The sequence below is a fragment of the Halomonas sp. TD01 genome (assembly GCF_923868895.1).
In the GTDB taxonomy this organism is placed as follows: domain Bacteria; phylum Pseudomonadota; class Gammaproteobacteria; order Pseudomonadales; family Halomonadaceae; genus Vreelandella.
This window is the reverse complement of sequence record NZ_OV350343.1, coordinates 1,844,192-1,869,104: the sequence shown is the minus strand read 5'-3', so window position 1 is coordinate 1,869,104 and position 24,913 is coordinate 1,844,192. Positions and strand designations below refer to the sequence as shown.

General features: G+C 54.6%; 20 protein-coding genes. 5 read left to right on the top strand and 15 right to left on the bottom strand.

Annotation, left to right across the window (positions count from 1 at the left end):
• Positions 1-102: 102 nt before the first annotated feature.
• Together pgeF and rluD are read right to left on the bottom strand one after the other, a co-directional pair.
• Positions 103-858, bottom strand: coding sequence for a peptidoglycan editing factor PgeF (pgeF, locus tag L1X57_RS08605; RefSeq protein WP_009725029.1), 756 nt, complete (start codon positions 856-858; stop codon positions 103-105).
• Positions 855-1,814, bottom strand: coding sequence for a 23S rRNA pseudouridine(1911/1915/1917) synthase RluD (rluD, locus tag L1X57_RS08600; protein WP_009725030.1), 960 nt, complete (start codon positions 1,812-1,814; stop codon positions 855-857). The genes pgeF and rluD overlap by 4 nt, the downstream gene beginning before the upstream one ends.
• Positions 1,815-2,012: 198 nt before the next feature.
• Here rluD and L1X57_RS08595 point away from each other — a divergent pair, with 198 nt between their 5' ends.
• Both L1X57_RS08595 and L1X57_RS08590 read left to right on the top strand, forming a co-directional pair.
• Entirely contained in the window at positions 2,013-2,828 is an 816-nt protein-coding gene (locus tag L1X57_RS08595) for an outer membrane protein assembly factor BamD (RefSeq protein WP_009725031.1), read from the top strand.
• Positions 2,829-3,048: 220 nt separating this feature from the next.
• Positions 3,049-4,758: a methyl-accepting chemotaxis protein gene (locus L1X57_RS08590; protein ID WP_009725032.1), complete on the top strand. Its 1,710-nt coding sequence runs from the start codon at positions 3,049-3,051 to the stop codon at positions 4,756-4,758.
• A 24-nt stretch (positions 4,759-4,782) separates the two neighbouring features.
• On the opposite strand, the gene L1X57_RS08585 is transcribed toward L1X57_RS08590, so the two are convergent.
• Entirely contained in the window at positions 4,783-6,417 is a 1,635-nt protein-coding gene (locus tag L1X57_RS08585; RefSeq protein ID WP_009725033.1) for an NAD+ synthase, read from the bottom strand.
• Positions 6,418-6,562: 145 nt separating this feature from the next.
• On the opposite strand from L1X57_RS08585, the gene L1X57_RS08580 reads away from it, so the two are divergent.
• The gene (locus L1X57_RS08580) at positions 6,563-6,829 is read left to right on the top strand and encodes a PP0621 family protein (RefSeq protein WP_009725034.1); all 267 of its coding nucleotides are present in this window, start codon (positions 6,563-6,565) and stop codon (positions 6,827-6,829) included.
• Here L1X57_RS08580 and thiO read toward each other — a convergent pair.
• Positions 6,826-7,950, bottom strand: coding sequence for a glycine oxidase ThiO (thiO, locus tag L1X57_RS08575; RefSeq protein ID WP_039869978.1), 1,125 nt, complete (start codon positions 7,948-7,950; stop codon positions 6,826-6,828). The two genes, L1X57_RS08580 and thiO, sit on opposite strands and share 4 nt — an antisense overlap.
• A gap of 78 nt (positions 7,951-8,028) precedes the next feature.
• Between thiO and L1X57_RS08570 the strand changes: the two genes are divergently transcribed.
• Positions 8,029-8,553, top strand: a complete 525-nt coding sequence (locus L1X57_RS08570) for a GspH/FimT family pseudopilin (RefSeq protein ID WP_009725036.1) — start codon at positions 8,029-8,031, stop codon at positions 8,551-8,553.
• Positions 8,554-8,562: 9 nt separating this feature from the next.
• On the opposite strand, the gene trxB is transcribed toward L1X57_RS08570, so the two are convergent.
• Positions 8,563-9,513, bottom strand: coding sequence for a thioredoxin-disulfide reductase (gene trxB / locus L1X57_RS08565; RefSeq protein WP_009725037.1), 951 nt, complete (start codon positions 9,511-9,513; stop codon positions 8,563-8,565).
• A 259-nt stretch (positions 9,514-9,772) separates the two neighbouring features.
• Between trxB and acnA the strand changes: the two genes are divergently transcribed.
• Entirely contained in the window at positions 9,773-12,505 is a 2,733-nt protein-coding gene (gene acnA, locus L1X57_RS08560; protein ID WP_009725038.1) for an aconitate hydratase AcnA, read from the top strand.
• A gap of 90 nt (positions 12,506-12,595) precedes the next feature.
• On the opposite strand, the gene L1X57_RS08555 is transcribed toward acnA, so the two are convergent.
• The 10 genes from L1X57_RS08555 to L1X57_RS08510 all read right to left on the bottom strand — a co-directional run bounded on the left by L1X57_RS08555 (position 12,596) and on the right by L1X57_RS08510 (position 24,860).
• Entirely contained in the window at positions 12,596-14,275 is a 1,680-nt protein-coding gene (locus L1X57_RS08555) for an NAD-dependent malic enzyme (protein ID WP_009725039.1), read from the bottom strand.
• Positions 14,276-14,453: 178 nt separating this feature from the next.
• Complete coding sequence (locus L1X57_RS08550) at positions 14,454-15,665, bottom strand: YeeE/YedE family protein (protein ID WP_009725040.1); 1,212 nt, start codon at positions 15,663-15,665, stop codon at positions 14,454-14,456.
• Positions 15,666-15,971: 306 nt separating this feature from the next.
• Positions 15,972-16,568 (bottom strand): hypothetical protein, encoded by a 597-nt coding sequence (locus L1X57_RS08545; protein WP_234668022.1) that lies wholly within the window; start codon positions 16,566-16,568, stop codon positions 15,972-15,974.
• 90 nt (positions 16,569-16,658) lie between these two features.
• Positions 16,659-16,940, bottom strand: coding sequence for a hypothetical protein (locus L1X57_RS08540; RefSeq protein ID WP_009725043.1), 282 nt, complete (start codon positions 16,938-16,940; stop codon positions 16,659-16,661).
• Complete coding sequence (locus L1X57_RS08535; protein WP_234668020.1) at positions 16,941-18,197, bottom strand: RHS repeat-associated core domain-containing protein; 1,257 nt, start codon at positions 18,195-18,197, stop codon at positions 16,941-16,943.
• A 294-nt stretch (positions 18,198-18,491) separates the two neighbouring features.
• Positions 18,492-18,959 (bottom strand): hypothetical protein, encoded by a 468-nt coding sequence (locus tag L1X57_RS08530; RefSeq protein WP_009725046.1) that lies wholly within the window; start codon positions 18,957-18,959, stop codon positions 18,492-18,494.
• 176 nt (positions 18,960-19,135) lie between these two features.
• Positions 19,136-20,173, bottom strand: coding sequence for an RHS repeat-associated core domain-containing protein (locus L1X57_RS08525; protein WP_234668018.1), 1,038 nt, complete (start codon positions 20,171-20,173; stop codon positions 19,136-19,138).
• A 57-nt stretch (positions 20,174-20,230) separates the two neighbouring features.
• The gene (locus L1X57_RS08520; RefSeq protein ID WP_009725048.1) at positions 20,231-20,545 is read right to left on the bottom strand and encodes a hypothetical protein; all 315 of its coding nucleotides are present in this window, start codon (positions 20,543-20,545) and stop codon (positions 20,231-20,233) included.
• 23 nt (positions 20,546-20,568) lie between these two features.
• Positions 20,569-21,030 carry a hypothetical protein gene (locus tag L1X57_RS08515; RefSeq protein WP_009725049.1) on the bottom strand — a complete coding sequence of 154 codons (462 nt, stop codon included), beginning with the start codon at positions 21,028-21,030 and terminating at the stop codon, positions 20,569-20,571.
• Complete coding sequence (locus L1X57_RS08510; protein ID WP_234668051.1) at positions 21,027-24,860, bottom strand: RHS repeat-associated core domain-containing protein; 3,834 nt, start codon at positions 24,858-24,860, stop codon at positions 21,027-21,029. The genes L1X57_RS08515 and L1X57_RS08510 overlap by 4 nt, the downstream gene beginning before the upstream one ends.
• Between the last annotated feature and the right edge of the window lie 53 nt (positions 24,861-24,913).

Below are 24,913 nucleotides of genomic sequence, written 5' to 3'. Positions count from 1 at the left end.
AAAAATTTGATGTACTAAAAACGTTTAGCTTGACAAGTTAAATGGAGTCAGTTCCACGCATTTCAAGAGGGACGTATAACAAGCTCGAAGGAATAGCGCTGATTAATTGATCCAGATCACACTTGCCATGCGTCCAGTGTTGCCATTGTCTCGGCGGTAAGAGTAAAAGCGCGATTCGCAGGCGGTACAGAAGTGACCGCCGCTGATATGGTGAATCCCCAGCGTTTCTAGACGAAAGCGCGCCAAGCGATAAAGATCCGCCATATAGTGACCAAGACGATAGGGGCTATGGTCAAACGCTTCAGCGGTCTCAGGGTGGACCGCAACAAACGCACCATAGACCTCTGGCCCGACCTCAAACTGCGCATTCGAAATGGCTGGCCCAAGCCATACCAAAATGTCGTTAGAATCACAGTTCATAGCGGCGACAGTCGCTTCCAACACACCGCCCGCCAGCCCGCGCCAGCCCGCATGGGCAACCGCCACCTGGGTGCCCTGGCGATTACAGAACATTACCGGCAAGCAGTCTGCGGTTAACACCACACAGGCATAGTCGTTACTGCTGACAACCGAGGCGTCAGCTTCCGGCGTATCGTCTTGGTACGCCTGTTGAACACGGGCGCCATGGGTTTGGTTCAACCACAACAGCGGGCGATCATCGCCAATTTCTTTATGCAGCAAACGCCGACACAGCGCCACATGGTCAGCATTATCGCCTACGTGGGTCGCTGGATTGAAAGCTGCAAAATCATCTTGGCTCGGCCCTGTTTCCCGAGTGGTCACAAACGCCCGCACATTCGCGGGGGCTGGCCAGTCAGGTAACAGCAGCGTGGGCTTTAGATCAATCGCGTCGCTCATCTCATGGTCTCGCTATCTTCGCGCAGGTAGTCCAACAACATCAGTAGATCATCGGGCAAGTCGGCATGGAAAGTAAGCGTTTCACCACTCACCGGATGCACAAAACTGAGCTTCCGAGCATGCAGTGCCTGACGAGGAAATTCACGCAAAATCTCTTTTAACGGCGCAGCAGCGCCCGGCGGCAGCTTGGCACGACCACTATAAAGCGGATCACCAATCAGTGGGTAGCGGGCATGAGCCATATGAACACGAATTTGATGGGTACGTCCGGTTTCCAACTGGCAACGCACATGAGTATGAGCGCGAAAACGCTCAACCACCCGAAAGTGAGTCACGGCCGGTTTTCCGGAAGCCTTGACCGCTTGCCGCTTGCGGTCTTTCGGGTGCCGACCAATGGGCGCATCGATGGTGCTACCCGACACGGGCTTGCCAATCACCACCGCATCATACTGACGAGAAACGCTGCGCGCCTGCAATTGTTCAACCAGCGTCGTTTGTGCGGGCAACGTTTTTGCCACCATCATCAGGCCTGTGGTGTCTTTATCCAGGCGATGCACTATTCCTGCCCGGGGCACTTCTGCCAGTGCAGGATGATGATGAAGCAACGCATTCAACAACGTGCCGTCAGGATTGCCCGCGGCGGGATGCACCACCATGCCAGCAGCCTTATTGATGACCATCACCGCGTCGTCTTCGTACACGATATCAAGCGGAATATCTTGGGGTTCAAAACGAGTATCGTCTTCGATAGTCGCTTTTAGCGCTAATATTTCATGGCCGTGCAGCTTGGCCTTCGGCTTGACTTTAGCGCCGTCGACGGTGAGTTCACCGGCGTTGATCCACGTTTTCAAACGTTCGCGGGAATAATCGCTGAACAACTCAGCTGCGGCTTGGTCTAAACGCGCGCCTGCTAATGTCGCGGGTACCCGCTGCGTGGCTTCAACAATACGAGACATGAACAACCTCTTTAAGACGCAAACGGCTTTGCCATTATTTAATGCTGCTTAACTTTTCAAGCAGCAATGGAGTGTCGCTAAGCCTGCGTTTTGCGTCTAGGTGATTTATAGTGGGCGAACTGCGACCTATTCTACCATTTCTACTTATGGCCATCGTCGCTTTTCGGTGATTGAGGCTTGTTTGCAACGAGGATGATGATGCGCGCTTTTTCCGCTGCCAACCGCTTTGGCGTTCTAGCCTTAAGCCTTGCCCTTTTGGCAGGCTGTGCGAGTAATAAATCCACCCCCGAAGAAGAAGATGAATTCGCGGGTGTGCAAGAACGCGAACTCTATGAACTTGCGCGCACAGCGCTGGATAGCAACCGCTTTCCAATTGCCATTGAGCGACTGGAAGCTCTTGATACCCGCTACCCATTCGGCCCCCACGCCGAACAAGCTCAACTTGAGCTAATTTACGCTTACTACGAAAACAGCAATTGGGAAGAGGCACGCGCGGCCGCCAGCCGCTTCATACGCCTGCACCCAGATCACCCACAAGCCGATTACGCCTACTACCTACGCGGCCTTTCTGCTTGGCAGGCAGGGCGATTTAGCCTTGAGCGCTTGCGCCTGATTGATATTTCCAAGCGTGACTTAGGTGCTTCACGGGACGCTTACAACGACTTCCGCGAATTAATTCAGCGTTTCCCCCAGAGCGAATATGCACCGGATGCCCAGCAACGCATTGTTTATCTGCGCGAGCTGCTGGCACGCCATGAACTACATGTTGCCGACTACTACCTGCGTCGCGGTGCCTTCCTGGCCGCCGTTGAACGAGGCCGTTGGGTGATTGAAAACTATCCCGAGTCCAATGCAACACGTGATGCGCTGGCAACCATGGTAGAAGGCTATCAAGGGCTTGGTATGAGTGATCGTGCTAATGAAGTGCTTGTCGTACTACGTGAAAATGCGCCAGACCACGAGCAGCTACGTGGCAGTCGTTTTGTACCCAAGCATGGCAATGCGGATAATTAATCGCCACCTCAGGCAGTATTGATTTATACAAAGTTGTACAAAACGCTCATCAAAAACCACGCTTCGGCGTGGTTTTTTTGTTTCTTCTACAAAACACTTTCACTTACATAACGTTAACAAAATAAAAATCCATTATTCCTAAAAATAAGTTGTACAAATATTGTGCAACAACTATATTCTGCCCATCTTAATAATAAAGCACCTGCTTGGAGCTCACTGAATGTCCGCCCCCAAATCTCGGTTTTCAGAAACCAATATTAGCACTCGTCTAACATTTGCCTTTTCCACCCTACTCGCGTTGTTAGCACTTTTAACAGCTGTCGGTATTTATCAGGTCAACCAAATTGATCGTGGGTTAACGGCTATTAATGACGTGAACGGCGCTAAACAGCGTTTCGCTGTTGACATGCGCGGCAGCGTTCACGACCGAGCTATTGCACTACGCGACATCGTTATGACGAGTGATGCCAGCCGCCTGACAACGCTGAATGAAGAGATGAGTCAGCTAGCTGCCAACTACGATACGGCGATTGAGAGCATGCAGCGGGTCATGCGTGAAACCGATACAACGCCTCAAGAGCAAAGCATTCTTTCGGCTATCAACAATCAGTCGGAAGCTACACAAGTACTTACTCAGCAAGTGCTCAATGCCAAAACCGCTAATACCATTAGTCGCGCCCAAGCCCTTACTCTAGAGCAGGCTGGTCCTGCTTATGCCGAGTGGCTTAATCGCATCAATCAATTTATTAACTTGCAGGAACAGATTAATAACGCTTCCACCGCTGCTGCTCGCAACACTGCATCAGGGTTCCAACTGCAAATGCTGGGGCTAACACTGTTTGCTGTGTTAATCGGGGGGGCAATTGCACTGTTTTTGTCACGCCAATTGCTTCGCGAATTAGGTGCCGAGCCCCGTCAGGTGAAAGCATTTGCTGAAGCCATCGGTCGTGGCGAGCTGACTACTCAGCCACACCTTAAGAAAGGCGACACCCGCAGCATCATGGCATCGCAAGTCGCGATGTCTAAACAACTGCAAGCAATCGTATCGCAAGTTCGTTCATCAGCCGAGGCAGTGGCCTCTAATAGCGAACAAATTGCGGAAGGAAATAATGACCTATCGTCGCGCACGGAAGAACAAGCCAGCGCACTAGCAGAAACAGCGTCAGCAATGGAACAGCTTAACAGCACGGTTAAGCTCAACGCAGATAATTCACAACAGGCAAGCCAGGAAGCCGCTAGCGCTTCAAAAACGGCGACCCAAGGTGGCGAAGCCGTGCATCAGGTAGTCGCTACCATGAACGATCTCAACAAAAGCTCACAAGAAATTGCGGGCATTATTTCAACCATTGATGCCATTGCCTTTCAAACCAATATTCTCGCCCTGAATGCCTCTGTGGAAGCTGCGCGAGCCGGGGAGCATGGCCGTGGATTTGCCGTGGTTGCCGAGGAAGTTCGCAAACTCGCACAGCGCAGCGCTGACGCCGCCCGAGAAATTAACGATTTGATCTCTAATAACTTGGAACGTGTTAATCATGGCAACGCACGCGCTGAAGAAGCCAGCAAATCGACCGAAGAGATTGTGGCAGCGATTGAGCGAGTGACCAAGATTATGCAGGAAATTAGTCATGCTAGCGCTGAACAGAGCACCGGTGTGCAAGAAGTTGGCCAAGCGATCACCGAGATGGATCAAGTGACCCAGCAAAACGCTGCGCTTGTGGAAGAGAGCGCAAATGCTGCGAATCATTTACGTCAAAACGCACATCAATTGTTACATGCTATGAGCGTTTTCAAGTTACCAGCCAGCCAACAACATGCCCATGCGCAAACAGTGACAAGCACCCGCCAGACACAAAATCCGGCGACGAATAACGCTCCGAGCTTACCAGCCTTAAAGCGCCAACCCGCCGAATCTGCGTGGGACAGTTTTTAAGTCAATCAAGCAAACGCTGACGCTCTAATCGCCAGGCTGCCAGCCATTAACAATCGGGTAACGCCGGTCACGCCCAAATCCTCTGGGCGTGACCCGCACTCCGACTGGCGCCTGTCGGCGCTTATATTCACAGCGATCAACAAGCTTAACTACTTTATAAACATCTTCCTCATCAAACCCAGCAGCAATAATTGCCTCAGCACTCATATCGCCTTCGATATAGCTCACCAGAATGGCGTCTAGTACATCGTAATCAGGCAATGAGTCACTGTCTTGCTGGTCGGGCGCCAGCTCCGCACTGGGCGGACGCTCAATCACCCGCTCTGGAATAGCAGGCGATTGGGTATTGCGCCAGCGGGCCAAACGATACACCCAGGTTTTGTAGACGTCTTTGATGGCGTTATAGCCCCCCACCATGTCGCCATAAAGCGTGGCGTAACCCACTGCCATTTCGCTTTTATTGCCAGTAGTAAGCACCATCAGGCCTTTCTTATTGGAGATCGCCATCAGCAGAACACCGCGACAGCGCGACTGCAGGTTCTCTTCAGTGGTATCCCGCTCTGTGCCCGCGAAACTTTCTGCCAAAGTGCCCATAAACGCTTCGACCATCGGCTCAATGGGCATCACGTCATAATGCACGCCAAGCATGTCAGCCTGTTCAGCAGCGTCCTGTTTAGAGATATCCGCCGTGTAGTGATAAGGCATCATCACCGCTTGCACCCTCTGAGGGCCCAACGCATCGACAGCAATCGCCAAAGAAAGCGCGGAATCAATACCTCCGGAAAGGCCCAGCACAACGCCTTCAAAACCACTTTTATTGACGTAGTCCCGCAGCCCAGTGACCAGGGCACAATAAAGGCTCTCTTCTGGCTCAACCTCTGGTTCAACTTCACCCTGCTGTGGTTCCCACGTATCAGCGCTCGTTTGCAGCAGTTGAACGGGCATTAAGCCAGCTTGCCAAGAAGGCGCCAGCACTTTGAGTTCGCCTTGGGCATCCACACAACTGGAGCCACCGTCAAAAACCAGCTCATCCTGCCCACCGATAGTGTTCACATACACAATCGGCCGATTTACATCCTGGGCACGCTGCTCTAACAGGCGCAGGCGCTCGCTGGGCTTATCCTGATGATAGGGAGAGGCGTTTAAGCTGATCAGCACTTCTGCGCCTGCTTCACGGGCAGCATTAACCGGCGTACCTTCCCAAAGGTCTTCACAAATCAGCAGACCTAACTTGGCACCTTTGTGCTCGTAAACCAGCGGTTTGGTGCCTGGCGTAAAGTAGCGCTGCTCATCAAATACCTGATAATTCGGCAGTGCCTGCTTGGCATACTCGGCTTCCCATTGGCCGTTATACAATACGCCCGCCAGATTATAGCGCTCCCCTTCACGCACGCCTGGGTAGCCAATAATCACTAGCACATCGCGGGCGATTTTTTCTGCCATTTTAGACCGCGCTTCACGTAAGCGAGCTTCCATCGATGGGCGAAGCAGCAAATCCTCCGGCGGGTAACCGGATAAGAAAAGCTCTGGGAAGACAACAATATCCGCCCCATGCTCGATCCTCGCTTCGCGCACCGCTTCAATGGCGCGTGCAGCATTGCCGGGAATATCTCCCACTAGAGGGTCGAGTTGGGCCATTACCAGCGTTAAGTCTTGCATGGGCGTTAAAATCTCTTGAGAATCTTTAGAACACGTTGCCGCTAACCTAAGCACATTGTCACGCAAGGGCTGCCAACAGGCAAAGGTTAGCCGGCGCTCATGTTATTCTGGCTATTATTACATCCCACCATGGGAGTCATAGAGGATGAACCTTTTGATCATTCGGCTGATTATTTTTGCCGTGCTGTTCTATGTGGGCCTGAAGCTTTATGGTCTCTACCGAGAGCGCAGACTTTCCCACCAACAGAGTGAACCCGAACGCCATGAAGGCGGACAAATGGTGCGCTGCCGCTGGTGCGATGTCCATGTTCCTGAAGAGGAAGCCCTACGCGATAGCGAACAGTGGTTTTGCTCAAGTGCTCATCGAGATCGGTTTTTGCAAGAGCAACAAGATAAGCAAAGCCGCGACTAACAACGCTGCCGACCAACAATGCCAGCCATCAAGCGATCTGCTGTTGGCTGAAAGGGTGCTGGGTCGATAAGTGGCTCACGCCCTAATAGCTGATCAACCAATACATGGGTAGACGCGGGTGCAAGCACCAACCCATTGCGATAGTGGCCCGCATTGACGTACACATCAGACCACCCAGGCAGTGCCCCAATAAATGGAATGCCGTCCGGCGAGCCTGGACGCAACCCCGCCCAATGATAAGCAACCGGGTAATCTGCCAACGCAGGCACGATACTTTCTGCGGTCTGTTTGAGCGATGCCAGCGCCTCACTGTCGGTCGTTTTATCAAAGCCCGCTTCTTCTAAGGTTGAGCCTACCAACAGCAACCCATCACTACGCGGGATGATGTAGCGACCGTCTTTCAATACCACGCGCTGCACCAATCCTGGCGGCGCTTGATAAGCGATCATTTGGCCTTTTACGGGGCGTACTGGCAGGCGAATAGTTAAGCTTGCTAACAGCTTGGCTGTCCAGGCTCCACCACACACCACCACCTTTTCAGCGCGCAGCTCCCCTTGCGCAGTCGCAACGCCCAGCACCTGCTGGTCATGCGTTATAAAACGACTCACCTCGCAGCCTTCATTAAGCTCAACGTTCGGCATTGCCAGCAGCCGAGCGCGCAACGCCTGTCCCAGACGTGGATTGCGCACGCTGCCGAGTGTCGGCATCCACAACGCACTATCCTGGGCAGCAGCCACCATGGGCTCTTTCTGATGAACAAACTCAGCATTAACACGCTCTAGCGGCTTGGCTAACTCTCTCGCCCAGCCAAGCGCTGTTTCCGCATCGTCAACGTTGAGATAAAGCAGCCCTTTCTGCCGATATTCAGGATCAATGCCGGTTTCTTCCAGCAAGCGTAGCGACAATGTGGGATACACGCCCTCAGACCAGCGAGAAAGTTGCGAGATTGGCGGTGCATACCGCCATGGATAAAGTGGCGAAACAATACCGCCACCTGCCCAGGAAGACTCCTGACCGCAAATGCCGCGCTCTACTACAGTGACTTGCTGACCAGCATCTGCTAGCTGCAGCGCCGTCATCATACCGATCACGCCACCGCCAATAATTAAGAAATTGCTCACAACGTTTGTCCGCTTTGGCTTACATAAAAAACGATCATCGCGAGGTAGGCTGTAAAAAAGCACAAGCCTGGAGTCACCATGCCATCTAACAATAAAGGCGCACCCTACAAGCGTACCCAAGGCTTCACCCTGATCGAACTTGTTATTGCTCTTCTGCTTATTTCAGCATTAGCCGCCTGGGGAATGCCAAACTTTCAAGCACTTGGCCGAAACACAGCCGTTACAGCTGATATTAACAGATTGCAGTCAGCATTTTCGCTGGCTCGTAATACAGCGATTACACAGCGTAAAACGGCCACCGTTTGCCCAACAAATACGCAAAGAGACGCCTGCACCAGTGACTGGAGTAATGCACTACTAGTCTTCAAGGGGGATTCGGTAAGTCAAATAACCAGCAGCGATGTCATACGTGTCTTTCCTGCAGAGAAGACAACCACCGTGACTTATAATCGCAGTAGGCGGCGCGTGAGCTATAGCACGCTGGGCCACACAAACGGCTTCAATGGCCGCTTTTATATATGTGCAGCAAGCGCCCCAGGCAGAGTGCTCGTACTCAGCCGAATGGGACGCCTGCGCATTGATGAAACGCCCGCCGATTGTTAGATTACTAGCTTAGGCGATACCGTCCAGGTAGCGCTCAGCATCTAGCGCTGCCATGCAGCCACTGCCGGCAGAGGTAATGGCTTGGCGATAAATATGATCCATCACGTCACCACAGGCAAAGACGCCAGGCACGCTGGTTGCGGTAGCATTGCCTTCAAGACCTGATTTCACCTTGATGTAACCGCCGTTCATTTCCAGCTGGCCTTCGAAAATTCCTGTATTGGGGCTGTGGCCGATAGCGATAAACAACCCTGGCGCGTGAATCTCTTTGGTAGAACCATCTTTAGTAGACTTAACGCGCACGCCAGTGACACCGGTGTTATCGCCCAGCACCTCGTCCACTTCATAGAACCACTCAAGAGCAATTTTGCCTGCTTCGACTTTTTCGAACAGCTTATCCTGCAGGATTTTCTCGGCGCGCAACGTATCGCGACGATGCACCAAGGTAACCTTAGAGGCGATATTTGAGAGATACAGCGCTTCCTCAACGGCAGTGTTGCCGCCACCCACCACGATCACTTCTTGGTTGCGATAAAAGAAGCCATCGCAGGTAGCGCAAGCAGACACCCCTTGGCCCATAAACTGCTGCTCGGTCGGCAGGCCCAGATAGCGTGCGCTGGCACCGGTAGCAATAATCAGTGCATCACAGGTGTAAATTCCGCTATCCCCTTTTAAGGTGTACGGTTTTTCACCTAAGCTGACCTCATGGATATGGTCGAACAACACTTCCGTATTAAAGCGCTCAGCGTGCTGCTTCATGCGCTCCATCAACTCTGGCCCCTGAACACCTTGTGCATCGCCGGGCCAGTTATCGACATCGGTTGTGGTGGTCAATTGGCCACCTGCCTGCAGGCCGGTAATCAGCAGTGGCTTTAAGTTAGCGCGTGCTGCATACACCGCTGCCGTATACCCCGCAGGGCCGGAACCAAGAATAATTAAACGTTCATGACGCGTTTCCATGACACCACCTTTGTCACAATTGAGCAGATATCGTTTGCAAGAGAGTCTGCCTGAAATGGCGTCAAGTACAAGCAATTACAAGGGTTAGCCTTCGCTATTAGGCGAAGATGCCTTGAAAGCCGGGGGTGAAACACCCATGTGCTATTAAGAAGATAAGCCATACTGGGGATAAGCCACATTAAAGAAAAGCAGTGACCGTCGCGCCTAGTGAGTTGCAATTAGCGATTCGCTCAAGGCCAAGCAATCAGAGGAGAAACTTATGGGCAAGATACCCGATACGCTCACCACCCTAGAGGTGGGCAACCAGCAGTATCACTACTACAGCCTGCCAAAAGCCGCCGATGCGCTCGGTAATATTGACCGGCTCCCCAAAACGCTCAAAATTCTACTCGAAAACCAGCTGCGCTTTGGTGATGACGAAAGTGTCGACCAAGCGGACATTCAGGCATTAGTGGACTGGCAAAAAGAGGGCAAATCGAGCCGCGAGATCGGCTACCGCCCTGCCCGCGTCCTCATGCAAGATTTTACCGGCGTGCCAGGGGTTGTTGATCTTGCTTCTATGCGCGCCGCGGTTGAGAAGCTCGGCGAAGATCCCGCACGCATTAACCCGCTTTCTCCCGTTGATCTCGTTATCGACCACTCAGTGATGGTCGACAAATTCGGCAACGCCGCCGCGTTTCAAGAAAACGTCGATATCGAAATGCAGCGCAATGGTGAGCGCTACGAGTTTCTGCGTTGGGGCCAGCAAGCGTTCGACAACTTTAGCGTTGTACCGCCCGGCACCGGCATTTGCCACCAGGTCAATCTAGAGTACCTGGGTCGCACCGTATGGACGAAAGAGCAGGATGGTCAGACGTTTGCCTACCCAGACACCTTAGTCGGTACTGACTCCCACACGACTATGATCAACGGCCTGGGCGTACTTGGCTGGGGCGTCGGCGGTATCGAAGCGGAAGCCGCCATGCTTGGTCAGCCAGTCTCAATGCTGATCCCAGAAGTTGTCGGTTTCAAGCTTAACGGCAAACTGCGCGAAGGCATTACCGCCACCGATCTCGTGCTTACCGTCACTGAAATGCTGCGTAAAAAAGGCGTAGTGGGTAAGTTTGTTGAATTCTACGGTGACGGTCTTAAAGACTTGCCGCTGGCCGACCGCGCCACGATTGCCAATATGGCACCGGAATATGGCGCTACCTGCGGCTTTTTCCCAGTAGACGACGAAACGCTTAACTACATGCGTCTTACCGGCCGTGAAGATGACCAAATTGCATTGGTAGAGGCATACAGCAAAGCGCAGGGCTTATGGCGCGAACCTGGCGATGAGCCGATCTTTACCGACTCTCTCAGCCTCGACATGGACGAAGTAGAAGCAAGTCTTGCCGGCCCCAAACGCCCCCAAGACCGAGTGGCGTTAAAAGACATGGCTGCCGCCTTTGACAAGTTCATGCAAGAGGACACCAGCGCAGACACAACCGCAAAAGGAAAACTCTCCTCGGAAGGCGGCCAAACCGCGGTGGGGGTTGAACGTAGCTTTGAGCATGACACCAGCCAATCCGTTAAGCTCAACGATAATGATTTCAGTCTTGACCCAGGCGCAGTAGTGATTGCGGCTATCACCTCATGTACCAACACATCCAACCCCAGCGTCATGATGGCAGCCGGTCTATTGGCACGTAATGCGCGCCAAAAAGGACTTACCACAAAGCCTTGGGTTAAGACCTCCCTTGCCCCCGGCTCAAAAGTGGTGACCGATTACTTAGCAGCTGCGAACTTAAGCGATGACTTGAACGCGCTGGGCTTTAACTTGGTGGGTTATGGATGCACGACGTGTATCGGAAACTCCGGCCCACTGCCCGATGAGATCGAAAAAGCGATCAATAGCGGCGATCTTGCCGTGGCATCGGTACTTTCAGGCAACCGTAACTTTGAAGGCCGTGTGCACCCGCTAGTCAAAACGAACTGGCTCGCCTCACCGCCCTTGGTGGTCGCCTATGCGTTAGCCGGGAACGTACAGTGCAACTTAACGTCCGACCCGCTCGGCCAGGACAGTGACGGCAACCCGGTTTATCTCAAAGACATCTGGCCTTCTCAAGCAGATATCGCTAGTGCGGTTGAACAGGTCAACACTGAGATGTTCCGCAAAGAGTATGGTGCGGTATTTGAAGGCGACGATACCTGGAAAGCCATCAACGTTCCTGAAAGCAAGGTCTATCAGTGGCCTGAATCTACCTACATTCAGCACCCGCCGTTTTTCGAAGGCATGGAGCGTGAGCCGGACGCCATTGAAGATGTTGAAAACGCCCGCGTGTTAGCCCTGCTAGGCGACTCGGTGACGACCGACCATATCTCCCCAGCTGGCTCTATCAAGCCCGACAGCCCTGCGGGTCGTTACTTGCAGGAACATGGCGTTAAGCCCGTCGACTTCAACTCTTACGGCTCACGTCGAGGCAACCATGAAGTAATGATGCGCGGCACCTTTGCTAACGTGCGCATTAAAAACGAAATGCTGGACGGTGTGGTGGGCGGCGAAACCCGACACGTACCCAGCGGCGAGCAAATGGCGATTTACGATGCCGCCATGAAATATAAGGAGGAAGGCACCCCTCTAGTGGTGATTGCTGGTAAAGAGTATGGCACCGGCTCTTCACGGGATTGGGCAGCCAAAGGCACCCGTTTATTGGGCGTGCGCGCGGTCATTGCCGAGTCCTACGAACGTATTCACCGTTCAAACCTAATTGGAATGGGCGTGGTACCGCTGCAGTTCCCTGAAGGTGAAAGCCGTGAAACGCTTGGCTTGACAGGTGATGAAGAAATCTCAATTGCTGGTTTGGGCGATTTAAGCCCAGGTGGCACCGTGAAAATTGTCATCAAAAATGACGATGGGGAACGCACCGTTGATGCCAAGTGCCGAATTGATACCGTCAATGAGCTGGCTTACTACCGCCACGGTGGTATCCTTCACTACGTGTTGCGCAAAATGATCGGCGCAGCTTAAAGGCAAAACCTACCAATGCTTGCATCGCCCCCACCATGGTGGGGGCTTTTTTTTGCGCTCGCGTTGCTGTTTCGCTTCTCGTTAAGAAACTTAGAAAGCCCTGCGGCGATAAGCACGATATTCAGGCGACCAGCACGCTCTCTCGATACGCTCACGAAGTTCAATGCCGCTAGTTTTAAGCGCTACACCGTTTTGCTGCGCCTGGGCAGCCACTTCAAAGGCAATCGATTTACTAATGTCACGAATCCGCGACAGCGGCGGTAACAGCGCACCCTTGCCTTCTTTGACAAGTGGCGCCTCGCGAGCCAGCGCCCGAGAGGCACTCATTAGCATTTCGTCTGTCACGCGATTAGCGTTCGCTGCAATCACACCTAAGCCAATACCGGGGAAGATATAGGCATTGTTACATTGAGCAATTGGATAAGTGCGACCGTTATACACAACCGGTGCAAAAGGGCTGCCAGTCGCGACTAGCGCTTGGCCGTCGGTCCAGCGAATCACATCTTCGGGTACCGCTTCTGCCTGAGAAGTAGGATTGGACAGCGGCATAATTACCGGATGCTCGCAGCCCGCGTGCATGGTGCGCACGACTTGTTCGGTGAAAATACCACGCTTACCGCACACACCAATCAATATCGTTGGCTTCATCTGGGCAATGGTTTCTTCAAGCCCCTGACCATTCCAGTTCACAACCAGCTCAGAATCGTGGGCCAAACGGCGTTGGAAATCCCGCTGCCAGGGCTGATCAGTCGTCATCAATCCATCTCGATCAACAATAAATATCCGCGCCCGTGCTTCACTTTCAGTAAGCCCTTCTGCCTGCATGGCCACGACCACCTGCTCAGCAATACCACACCCTGCCGAACCGCCGCCGACAAACACTACGCGCTGCTGAGCAATCGTTTCCTCGCGGGCCTGACACGCCGCCATTAACGTGCCCACCACCACTGATGCCGTGCCTTGCACATCGTCATTAAAGCAGCACAAATCGTCCCGGTAACGCTCTAAAAGCGGTACCGCATTGGCCTGGGCAAAGTCTTCGAACTGAAGCAGAACGTTCGGCCAGCGACGTTTTACAGCGGTAATAAACTCTGCCATAAACGCATCGTACTCTTCCTGACTAACCCGCTCATGACGCCAGCCCATGTACATAGGGTCATCCAGCAATGCCTGATTGTTAGTGCCCACATCAATCATAATCGGCAACGTATAGGCGGGGCTAATGCCACCACAGGCGGTGTAAAGCGCCAGCTTACCGATGGGAATGCCCATCCCTCCGATGCCCTGGTCACCCAACCCTAGGATCCGCTCACCATCGGTGACAACAATCACCTTAACGTTATCTTTGGTGGCACTGCGCAGGATATCGTCCATGTGCTCGCGATCGGGATAGCTGATGAACAGCCCCCGGTGATTGCGATAAATATTAGAGAACTCCTGACATGCCTTCCCAACCGTAGGGGTATAAATAATGGGTAGCATCTCTTCCAGATGCTGAGAGACCAAGCGGAAGTAAAGCGTTTCATTATCGTCTTGGATGGCACGCAGATGAATATGCTTCTCTAAATCACTATGACACTGTTGATACTGGCGATATGCCCTCGACAACTGCTCGTCAATGGTCTCAACTTTTTGCGGCAACAAACCAATCAAGTTAAACGCTAGCCGCTCCTCTTGAGTAAACGCGCTGCCTTTGTTCAATAGCGGCATTTCAAGCAAAGAAGGACCGGCGTAAGGAATGTACAGGGGGCGTTTACTCATCGTAGACATAGGCACTCTCTTTTTATGTCGATTGCTATTGCAATGCAGCAACGCTGGGCGTTGGCGGCGTTTCGCATAATGTAACATGCTAGTACGACAAAGGTGGGAGGGACATAAATAATGGCAACAAAAAAACGCCTTGGTGGCTACCAAGGCGTTCTCAAAAAGTATCGAAATCGGTCAACCACTAGCAACTTTTTGCGACGGGTTTGCGACCTTCAACACCATCAAAAAACAACGGCCGCAGCTTTACGCCCACCATGTTGCCAGCGAACGCCGCGACCATCCATAGCCAACCATGCAAACTGCCAGAGGCAATGCCACTAAAGTAAGCGCCAATATTGCAACCAAATGCTAATCGCGCGCCATACCCCAGCATAATCCCACCAATGACAGCCGCTAATAGCGATTTAAACGGAATGCGGAAGTTGGGAGCAAAGCGCCCAGCTAAGCTCGCTGCGGCAAGCGCACCCAGCATGATGCCAACATTCATTACCGTCGTGATATCACTCCATACACTCGCCTCTAACGCTGCTGCATTACCAGGGGCTTGCCAATAGCCCCACTGGCTGACATCACCACCAACGAGTTCAAACCCTTTTGCGCCCCACAACGCGAACGCAGAGGTAATGCCCCAGGGGCGACCAGCAAGGGCCAATGTTGCGAAATTGAGTAGCGCTAGCGCCACTGCGCCAGCAATCAACGGCCACGGCCCCGTTAACCAGCGCTGACTGCCAGGCTTATCGACCAGCGGCGCCTGCTCCAAGTGGCCATGACGACGCTTTTCCATAATCACAGTAAACGCAGCAATCGCCGCAAACAGCACCAAGCTAATCGCGATACCACCACCAGCGCCTGCCACATTCACCAGCGACACAGGCTGAAATGCTGGCAAGCTCTGCCACCACGTGAAATGCGCTGAACCAATCACCGACCCGACAATAAAGAACAGCAGCGTAATTAACATTCGTGCATTACCACCACCTGCAGTAAACAGCGTGCCCGACGCACATCCGCCACCTAACTGCATGCCCACACCAAAGATAAACGCCCCCACCACGACCGAAATACCAATCGGCGCGACAAAACCACTCACGCTAGTGCCAAACAGCGAACCAGCGCTTAACGCCGGAAAAAACAGCACCACCGCAATCGCCAACATCACCATCTGAGCGCGCAAGCCACGTCCCCGCTGCTCGGTGATAAATACCCGCCAAGCAGCAGTAAAACCAAATGCCGCGTGATACAGCACCAGCCCAAGCAAACCGCCAACAATCATTAAGAGGCCAATGTTCGCGCCAAACACCACACCGATAATCACCGCACCCAGCACAATGGCTGCTGTTGAGATTAATGGCACCCGGTTCTGACTAGGTGCCACTGCAGAAATCGTGGACATAGCTCACCTTCTAACAACGCCAAAAGCGCCTGTTAGAAACAGGCGCTTGGCTGAGTTGGACAATAATGATAAGCCTAACGCTGGCTGTAGAACGCTGGAAATTCTTTATTCAGCAGTGCATATGCTTTTAAAGAATATTGTTCTGCATTCCAGTATTGCTCTCACCATGAGTAGTTTACCAATACGCAATGATCTTAGATGCCTAATCGCTGAAAGATAATTCGCTCCAGGGCGTCGGTGATGTAGGCGCTGAGTTGTTTTTCTTCGTTTTCATTGCCTTGATCAATCCGCAGCATCGGCATAAAACTACCCGGCTCGTAGACCACCGTGGTGCGTTGGTTGTTGGTCTCTTCCCGTATGATGCGGTCGCCGTACCAGCCGTAGTGGGTGGCGCACGGTTTTGCTAATGCGTCGTCCTAGGCCGTCGTAGCGGTAGCGGATACCGTTGAGCTGGGCGAGCTGGTTGGTGGCATTAGGTGTGGAGCTGCTCGCGGCACTGCGGTTACCGGCAGCATCCACCGGGTAGCGGTGGGCGTCGAGGCCGTGCTGGCTGGCGATTAAGCGCCCGGCCTTGTCGTAGGTGTAGGCAATGGTGGGCGAATCACCTTGCTGGGTGCGGAAGGTCATTCGCCCCAGGGCATCGTATTGGTAGTGCTGCTCACTGGCGCGATGGGGGCTGCGCAATGCGAGGTGGTCCAACTGGCCCGTGGCGGTGTAGCCACGCTCTAAGATCAGTGGCTGGGTGTGATCGCCGGTACTAACGCCGGTACTGAGGCTCAGGCGGCGCTGGGTCTCGCGGTGCAGGGCATCGGGTTCGAGGGCGATCTCCAGGTGGAGGTCGGGGGCGCTGAGACCGTGCAGGTGGCCGCTGCCGTAGGTGTGCCTAAGCTTGATGTAAGTCATGGTGAAAGATGCTTACTGACACGCTTCCCCCAAGAAGGCAGCGGGAGCCCTCCTTGGGGGGAGTACGCGACCCAATACATATCAGTTATGTTATGCAAGGCTAATTAGTAATACCCCGACACCTAGAACAAACAGTTGAGATAAGAAAAATATAGCGGCTGATTTTTCTCGAGAGGCCTGATCATTTAACAGCCTTTTTTCTATGACAATATAGCTATAAACATTTCCTAAAACACATTGTGCTACAAAAATTATCAGAACGCTTAGTATTATATTTAATTTTACAACGAGGACGATCAGGGCCAGATAAGAAGGAAGCATAACAAGAGCTTCAACCCACTTTTTACCCCAGTCTTCTTTAGCTAACTTCATTCATCTAGCCCCAGGGACACACATCCCATGTTGGTAATGCTCATCAGACAATCCATCCCCGTTACCATCATAATTGCGTGTTTGAAGAGTGCTTATCTTCGATGGATCAACTAGCGCCCATCCTCCCCATACATAGGGGTTGCTTTTAATTATGGCCCCAGTAGATATGTCTACCTTGGAAACTCCACCAGTAACTTTGCCCCAGACTTTGCTTAAACCGGCATTCCCCACTTTTTCTAACGTTGATCTAGGCGCGGGCGGGTAGCGAGAATAAGGATTGCTACGCTGCCGGCGACCAGATTGATCAATATCCCCTGGGCGATCAAACAACCCCAGCGGATCCACCATCCCCGTCGGGTTGGTCACATACCCATACAAATTCGTGCCGCCCCTTAACCCAATCGGATCCTGGCTGATATAACGCCCCTGCTCGGGGTCGTAGTAGCGGTGGCGGTTGTAGTAGAGGCCGCTTTCTTCGTCGTGCCACTGGCCTTGGAAGCGAATCGGTTGGGTGACGCCACGCACGGCGCGTTGTTTTGTGACCGCCGCCCAGTCGTCGGGCTCGGCGAGCCAACGGGGCTGGCCGTTGGGGCTGAGCAGTTGCAACGGGGTGCCCAGGGCGTCGGTGATGTAGGCGCTTACCTGTTTTTCCTCGTTCGCTCCGGCTGTGCCGTTGTTGTGTGAGACGCGTTGGTCAATTCTGAGCATCGGCACAAAACTGCCCGGTTCGTAGACCACCGTGGTGCGTTGGTGCTCGGTCTCTTCATGGACGATGCGGTCGCCGTCCCAGCCGTAGTGGGTGGTGGCGGTGGTGCCATCGGTGTGGCGCACGGTTTTGTTGATCCGCCGCCCCAGGCCGTCGTAGCGGTAGTGGGCGTGGCGGGTATAGCCCAGTTTGCTGATGTGGGTCAGTTGCACCAGCCGGTTGGCGCCGTCGTAACCCAAGGTGAGGCGCTCGCCGTCGGGGTGTTCACGATGGATCAGATTGCCCGCGCCGTCGTAGCGATAGCGGGTGCCGTTAAGCTGGGCGAGCTGGTTGGTGGCATTAGGTGTGGAGCTGCTCGCGGCACTGCGGTTACCGGCAGCATCCACCGGGTAGCGGTGGGCGTCGTGGCCGTGCTGGCTGGCGATTAAGCGCCCGGCCTTGTCGTAGGTGTAGGCGATGGTGGGTGAATCGCCTTGCTGGGTGCGGAAGGTCATTCGCCCCAGGGCGTCGTATTGGTAGTGTTGCTCACCGGCGCTGTGGGGGCTGCGCAATGCGAGGTGGTCCAACTGGCCCGTGGCGGTGTAGCCACGCTCTAAGATCAGCGGTTGGGTGTGATCGCCGGTACTAACGCCGGTACTGAGGCTCAGGCGGCGCTGGGTCTCGCGGTGCAGGGCATCGGGTTCGAGGGCGATCTCCAGGTGGAGGTCGGGGGCGCTGAGACCGTGCAGGTGGCCACTGCCGATTGATGTGAGTCATGGTAAAAGGTGCTTACTGGCACGCTACCGCCAAGGAAGTCATCCAGTGTCTTCCTTGGCAGAGGGGGCAGCATAAACTCAGCGTCTTTTCTACAATCTCCAGCTGCTCCAAGTCATAGTCACTCCATGGAGTTCAACGTCAGTTTCGACGATGATTTTGTCATATTTTTCCCCACGCTCAAGACCTTCGCCTTTTCGTAAAAACAGAATTAAGTCATTGCTTACTATAGCTAGTCCGCCAAGGTGAGAGACTGTGGTGGTATGGCCATTTGATGTATTAAGCAAAGTTGCAGATATAGAGTGCTTGCCAAAAAAATCATCTCCCCACTTATATGTATCCTCTCTGCTTTCAATATGAGCTGGCCGCATTGAAGTTACATCAATACGAACACTTGCTCCGGGAGTTAAGACTTTTAATGGCTTTTCTGACTCAAGCTCTAAGCGGCTACCCGCTTTCATATCAACAGGCGAAGACGTTAACGTAACTAAACTCCCAGTAAATGTAACTACAATAACAAACTTTAATAATTTCAATAAGTCTAATAAAAATTCCAACATAATCACACCCACATTTTAAGTTATCATTTTGCATCAAGTTGCTATCGATACTTATCGCCAAAATTGCCACCATGATGCATCAGAGGTCGCTTTATCGGCTTCACGAAGAACATCATCAGCCCATGTTTGGCAATTACGCGCTCCAAGCACATGAGGCAATGTTCCCCGGTATGCTCCTACGTTATAGGTAGGTTCCCCCACATTTCTAGCAGAATCCCGTACAGCATTGGCATACTCGGGGTCTTCAGATATAACGGTACAGAGCGCGTTGGGTGATTCTTTTTTATCAATCCACCCTTGGCTCCAAAGTAATTGCATAGCATCATCACGCTCTTCAATATTTCCCCGTCCACAACCAAGAAATCATGGCGTAAAGGGTTACCACTCGGTTTCATTGGTGATAGCTCAGGATCAAGTGCATCTAGCCCCCTTGCACATCTCAGTGTTTGCAACCCCAGCGGATCCACCATCCCCGTCGGGTTGGTGACGTAGCCATACAAGTTTGTGCCGCCCCTTAACCCAATCGGATCTTGGCTGATATAACGCCCCTGCTCGGGGTCGTAGTAGCGGTGGCGGTTGTAGTAGAGGCCGCTTTCTTCGTCGTGCCATTGGCCCAGGAAGCGGATCGGTTGGGTGACGCCGCGCACGGCGCGTTGGTTGGTGACGGCGGCCCAGTCATCGGGCTCGGCCAACCAGCGGGGTTGGCCGTTGGGGCTGAGCAGTTGCAACGGGGTGCCCAGGGCGTCGGTGATGTAGGCGCTTACTTGTTTTTCCTCGTTCGCTCCGGCTGTGCCGTTGTTGTGTGAGACGCGTTGGTCAATTCTGAGCATCGGCACAAAACTGCCCGGTTCGTAGACCACCGTGGTGCGTTGGTGCTCGGTCTCTTCATGGACGATGCGGTCGCCGTCCCAGCCGTAGTGGGTGGTGGCGGTGGTGCCATCGGTGTGGCGCACGGTTTTGTTGATCCGCCGCCCCAGGCCGTCGTAGCGGTAGCTGGCGTGGCGGGTATAGCCCAGTTTGCTGATGTGGGTCAGTTGCACCAGTCGGTTGGCGCCGTCGTAACCCAAGGTGAGGCGTTCGCCGTCGGGGTGTTCGCGATGGATCAGATTACCTGCGCCGTCGTAGCGGTAGCGGGTGCCGTTAAGCTGGGCGAGCTGGTTGGTGGCATTAGGTGTGGAGCTGCTCGCGGCACTGCGGTTACCGGCAGCATCCACCGGGTAGCGGTGGGCATCGTGGCCGTGCTGGCTGCCGATTAAGCGTCCCGCCGCGTCTTAGGTGTAGGCGATGGTGGGTGAATCGCCTTGCTGGGTGCGGAAGGTCATTCGCCCCAGGGCATCGTATTGGTAGTGCTGCTCACTGGCGCGGTGGGGGCTGCGCAATGCGAGGTGATCCACCTGGCCCGTGGCGGTGTAGCCACGCTCTAAGATCAGTGGCTGGGTGTGATCGCCGGTGCTCACGCTCAGGCGGCGCTGGGTCTCGCGGTGCAGGGCATCGGGTTCGAGGGCGATCTCCAGGTTGAGGTCGGGGGCACTCATGCCGTGCAAGTGGCCGCTGCCGACGATATGCCTAAGTTTGATGTGAGGCATAGCAAAAGGCGCTTATTGCTATACTACCGCCGCCTCCAGGGAACGCAGCAACCTTCTTCTGTTGGGAAGATTCGGTCTCTTCCAGCCCCGTAGAATAAATGAGCCATATTTTCAGAATCACTTATGCTGTAGGGAGGTAGTCCTAATGTATTTAAGTAATCGCTGAAGTCTAGACCAGACTCGAGAAGTATTGCCGAATTATCTTTTATTTTTATTAAGAAATAACGATCACCATCATCCAAAGCAATGCCATAGAGGGTGTCGTCCGCAACAATCCATTCTGAAACATCTTGGACGAGCACTTTGTTATTAGTGCAATCTATTAGGTTATATTCATCTTTCATGAAGATTTGATCAATACAGATGTTTTCAACGATACGCGTCCTAAAGTTATACACATGCTGGAAGACTAAAAATGCTACTATAAATATAGTGATAGCAATAAGGGTCGCGAAGACTATAAGAGCTTTGAGAAGTCTTTTCATCGACACACTCCTCCACCTTGATAATTTTCAGACCACTGATCACTAATATTGTATGGCGAACCATCAGGATTCCACTCACCATCAAACAGATTAAAAGTGTCATAAGGGTCTGTAAATTCGTCATAAAAATCTATCGTTGCTTCACCTGTGTATGTGTACGCTCCGTTTGGGTAAACAGTAGTAGTGCCTGTGAAATCCCCAGACAATGTAGCTGATCCAATAAACCACTTATCTCGATGGAATCTATAGCTATTTCGAAATGTCTGGTTTGTATCAAATACCCCTGGTCCGTTTGATGCGCATATTGCCTTTGCGGTGTCATTTATATCTCTAGAGCCAAAGCGAGATAGTGCCCCTTGGGTCGTGGAAGAGTTTTGTATGGTTGATAAAAGCCCTATTTCCCTTAGGGTGACATCTGGTCCATTATTTCTGTAGTGCAGCCATGAGCGTAGGTTGGACCATCCCTCCAACCCCAGCGGATCCACCATCCCCGTCGGGTTGGTCACATACCCATACAAGTTCGTCCCGCCATTGAGACCAATCGGATCCTGGCTGATATACCGCCCTTGCTCGGGGTCGTAGTAGCGGTGGCGGTTGTAGTACAGCCCGCTTTCTTCGTCGTGCCATTGGCCCTGGAAGCGGATCGGTTGGGTGACGCCGCGTACGGCACGTTGGCTTTTAACTGCGGCCCAGTCGTCGGGCTCTGCGAGCCAGCGGGGTTGGCCGTTGGGGCTGAGTAGTTGCAGCGGGGTGCCCAGAGCATCGGTGATATAGGCGCTTACCTGTTTTTCCTCGTTCGCTCCGGCTGTGCCGTTGTTGTGTGAGACGCGTTGGTCAATTCTGAGCATCGGCACAAAGCTGCCGGGTTCGTAGACCACCGTGGTGCGTTGGTTGCTGGTCTCTTCGTGGACGATGCGGTCGCCGTCCCAGCCGTAGTGGGTGGTGGCGGTGGTGCCATCGGTGTGGCTCACGGTTTTGTTGATGCGGCGGCCCAGGGCGTCGTAGCGGTAGCTGGCGTGGCGGGTATAGCCCAGTTTGCTGATGTGGGTCAGTTGCACCAGCCGGTTGGCGCCGTCGTAACCCAAGGTGAGGCGCTCGCCGTCGGGGTGTTCGCGATGGATCAGATTGCCTGCGCCGTCGTAGCGGTAGCGGGTGCCGTTAAGCTGGGCGAGCTGGTTGGTGGCATTAGGTGTGGAGCTGCTCGCGGCACTGCGGTTACCGGCGGCATCCACCGGGTAGCGGTGGGCATCGTGGCCGTGCTGGCTGCCGATTAAGCGCCCGGCCTTGTCGTAGTTATACGCAATGGTCGGGCTGGTTTGGCCTTGCCCTTGTGAATGCTGCTGGGTGCGGAAGGTCATTCTGCCCAGGGCGTCGTATTGGTAGTGTTGCTCACCGGCGCTGTGGGGGCTGCGCAATGCGAGGTGATCCACCTGGCCCGTGGCGGTATAGCCACGCTCTAAGATCAGCGGCTGGGTGTGATCGCCGGTACTAACGCCGGTACTGAGGCTCAGGCGGCGCTGGGTCTCGCGGTGCAGGGCATCGGGTTCGAGGGCGATCTCCAGGTGGAGGTCGGGGGCGCTGAGACCGTGCAGGTGGCCGCTGCCGTAGGTGTGCCAGTTAAGGGCCGGTAACTCGCCGAACTGGCTGGCCTGGGGCGCGCCGGTAGCAGTGAGTGTGTGCTGGTGTTGCCAGCTCCACGCCGTGTGTTCGTTGGTGGCGCCTTCGAGGCTGGCATGGCGTTGCTGTTCGCCGATCATCCGTTGGGCGTGGTCGTAGCGGAACGTGACTTCGCTGTGGTCGTTGGTGACGCTGTCCAGTTGCCCATGGGTGCCCCAGTGGTAGTGTTCACTGCTGGCGGGGGCGTGCTCGGTGGCGGGCAAGTGGCGGGTGATAAGACGCCCGGCGTTATCGTAGTCGTACCGCGTCACTAGTGGCTGGCCGTCAGGGCCGGGGCGGTTGGCTTCCACTCGCTCGATCAGTTGCCCGGCGTCGTCGTAGCGGTACTGCTGTTCCCGGCCATCGGGGCCGGTCTCGCTGGCGAGACGGTCCATGGTGTCATAGGTAAAGCGGTACACCGCGCCGTTGCCCAGAGTGAGTTCACTGAGTCGCCCAGCGTCATCGTAGGCGGTGTGCTGCTGACTGCCGTCGGCCTCGATGCGCTGCACCGGACGGCCGTGGTCATCATAGAAGATCTGTTGCCGGAACCCGTGGGGCCCTTCCAACTCGACCAGCCGCCCTTGAGGGTCCACATGGTGGTGCCAGTAATGTCCGTCGGGGAGTTGGGTGGCGACTCGCTGGCCGCGTTCGTCGTGCTGGGTGCGAGTCGTCTCGTTCAGGGCGTTGGTGACACTGGCCAGATAGCCGTGGCGGTCGTAGGTGACGGTGGTACGTTGCTGGGAGCAGTCGGTCTGGGCGGTGATTTGGCCCAGGGCGTTGTACTCGCGCTGGTGGGTGGCCCCAACCGCATCCGTCAGCGTGGTGGGCCGGTCAGGAAGTGACGCGTTCTCATAGGCGAAGGCGGTGGTGCCTTCTGGCCCAGTGACAGAGATAGGATGACCACGGTCATTGCGTTTGATCTGCCAGCGCTGATCGTCGGGGCCGTCGAGGCGCATCGGCTGTCCCAGGGCATCCCGTTCGATGGTCCAGCGGCTGCCATCCGGGGTGGTCTGGCCGACCACCTGGCCGTGGTCGTCGCGCTCGATCAGCGTCTCACGCCCTAGCGAATCAATCGTGGCCACCTTACGCCCGGCACGGTCGTAGCGGAACTCGATGCGTGAGCCGTCGGCGCGGGTGTGGGCTGTCCAGCGTTTGCCGGGGCCGCTGCCCACAAAGTGGAAGCGCTCTTCGCGGCCCAGGCTGTCGGTGACCAGGGTGTGATCCACCTCGTAGCGGTACGACCGCGCCAGGCCGCCGGCTTCCTGTTGACCGATCACGCGGCCATCCGGGGCATGACGATCCCAGGTGTAGTGGGCTTCTATCCCCCCGGGGACGCGATGAGCCGTCAACATATGGGTGTCCCACTCGAACTCGCGCATCACCTCACCGTGGCGGTGGCGCACGGCGATCAAGTCACCGACGGAGTTAAACGAGTAACGGACTAACCAGTCGTCCTGGGCGCTGCCGTCGTGGTCCTGGATCAGCTTGACGCCGGTTAAGCGCAGCCCAGCGTCATCAGGCTGGGCGGGAAGGACACGGTCATAGACCAACTGATAGTGACGCTGGGCACTGTCGATCACCCGTACCAGCAGGTCTGCTTCCCAGTGGTACTGGGTGGTATAGCCGTTGCGGTCGCGCTCTTCAATCAGCGGCCAGCGGGCGGTGTCGGTGTCGGTTGTTTCCTCCTGCTCTACGGTGGAAGGTGCAAACACATAATAGAGGCCGCTGGCATCGCTGAGCACAATATGCTCAGGATCACTTCGCAGCGTTTCGTCTAACGCTTGCCAGCGAGACGCGTTGCTCTCTTCATCGACTGAGGCACCCCCACGGCGTATCCATAGCTGCTCGGTGGGCGAGTGGCGCGCCTGACCGGGGGCCAGTGAGCCAAAGGTAATCTCGCGCCCCTGTGCGTCGTGGATAATACAAGCATCCGCGTTGAGGGTGATCGACAGACTCTCCCCAGGCAACGACCAGCCTTGGCCAAGCGCGCCGATGTGCGCATTGCTGGAGAGGTAGCCGCGGCTAAACACCCAGGGCCGTGGCGCCGGTAGCGCAAAATCGGTCTCGGCGGGCAGCAGCTTGGCGCCGAGCAGCGGGTTGACCGGGCTGCCCACCGCAGGCTCGCAGGCGCTGCACTGGTCGGCCAGACCATCGGCGATGTCGATATCCTCCATCGCGAGCGGCGTGGCGGCGATAATATCGCTGACCAGCAGCGGGGTTTGGTGCG

What these genes read in the sequence shown, in the direction of transcription:
- pgeF (WP_009725029.1), bottom strand. Translation starts at nt 858, where the DNA reads ATGAGCGACGCGATTGATCTAAAGCCCACGCTGCTGTTACCTGACTGG.
- rluD (WP_009725030.1), bottom strand. Translation starts at nt 1,814, where the DNA reads ATGTCTCGTATTGTTGAAGCCACGCAGCGGGTACCCGCGACATTAGCA.
- L1X57_RS08595 (WP_009725031.1), top strand. Translation starts at nt 2,013, where the DNA reads ATGCGCGCTTTTTCCGCTGCCAACCGCTTTGGCGTTCTAGCCTTAAGC.
- L1X57_RS08590 (WP_009725032.1), top strand. Translation starts at nt 3,049, where the DNA reads ATGTCCGCCCCCAAATCTCGGTTTTCAGAAACCAATATTAGCACTCGT.
- L1X57_RS08585 (WP_009725033.1), bottom strand. Translation starts at nt 6,417, where the DNA reads ATGCAAGACTTAACGCTGGTAATGGCCCAACTCGACCCTCTAGTGGGA.
- L1X57_RS08580 (WP_009725034.1), top strand. Translation starts at nt 6,563, where the DNA reads ATGAACCTTTTGATCATTCGGCTGATTATTTTTGCCGTGCTGTTCTAT.
- L1X57_RS08570 (WP_009725036.1), top strand. Translation starts at nt 8,029, where the DNA reads ATGCCATCTAACAATAAAGGCGCACCCTACAAGCGTACCCAAGGCTTC.
- trxB (WP_009725037.1), bottom strand. Translation starts at nt 9,513, where the DNA reads ATGGAAACGCGTCATGAACGTTTAATTATTCTTGGTTCCGGCCCTGCG.
- acnA (WP_009725038.1), top strand. Translation starts at nt 9,773, where the DNA reads ATGGGCAAGATACCCGATACGCTCACCACCCTAGAGGTGGGCAACCAG.
- L1X57_RS08555 (WP_009725039.1), bottom strand. Translation starts at nt 14,275, where the DNA reads ATGTCTACGATGAGTAAACGCCCCCTGTACATTCCTTACGCCGGTCCT.
- L1X57_RS08550 (WP_009725040.1), bottom strand. Translation starts at nt 15,665, where the DNA reads ATGTCCACGATTTCTGCAGTGGCACCTAGTCAGAACCGGGTGCCATTA.
- L1X57_RS08545 (WP_234668022.1), bottom strand. Translation starts at nt 16,568, where the DNA reads ATGACTTACATCAAGCTTAGGCACACCTACGGCAGCGGCCACCTGCAC.
- L1X57_RS08540 (WP_009725043.1), bottom strand. Translation starts at nt 16,940, where the DNA reads ATGAAGTTAGCTAAAGAAGACTGGGGTAAAAAGTGGGTTGAAGCTCTT.
- L1X57_RS08530 (WP_009725046.1), bottom strand. Translation starts at nt 18,959, where the DNA reads ATGTTGGAATTTTTATTAGACTTATTGAAATTATTAAAGTTTGTTATT.
- L1X57_RS08520 (WP_009725048.1), bottom strand. Translation starts at nt 20,545, where the DNA reads ATGCCTCACATCAAACTTAGGCATATCGTCGGCAGCGGCCACTTGCAC.
- L1X57_RS08515 (WP_009725049.1), bottom strand. Translation starts at nt 21,030, where the DNA reads ATGAAAAGACTTCTCAAAGCTCTTATAGTCTTCGCGACCCTTATTGCT.
- L1X57_RS08510 (WP_234668051.1), bottom strand. Translation starts at nt 24,860, where the DNA reads ATGGAGGATATCGACATCGCCGATGGTCTGGCCGACCAGTGCAGCGCC.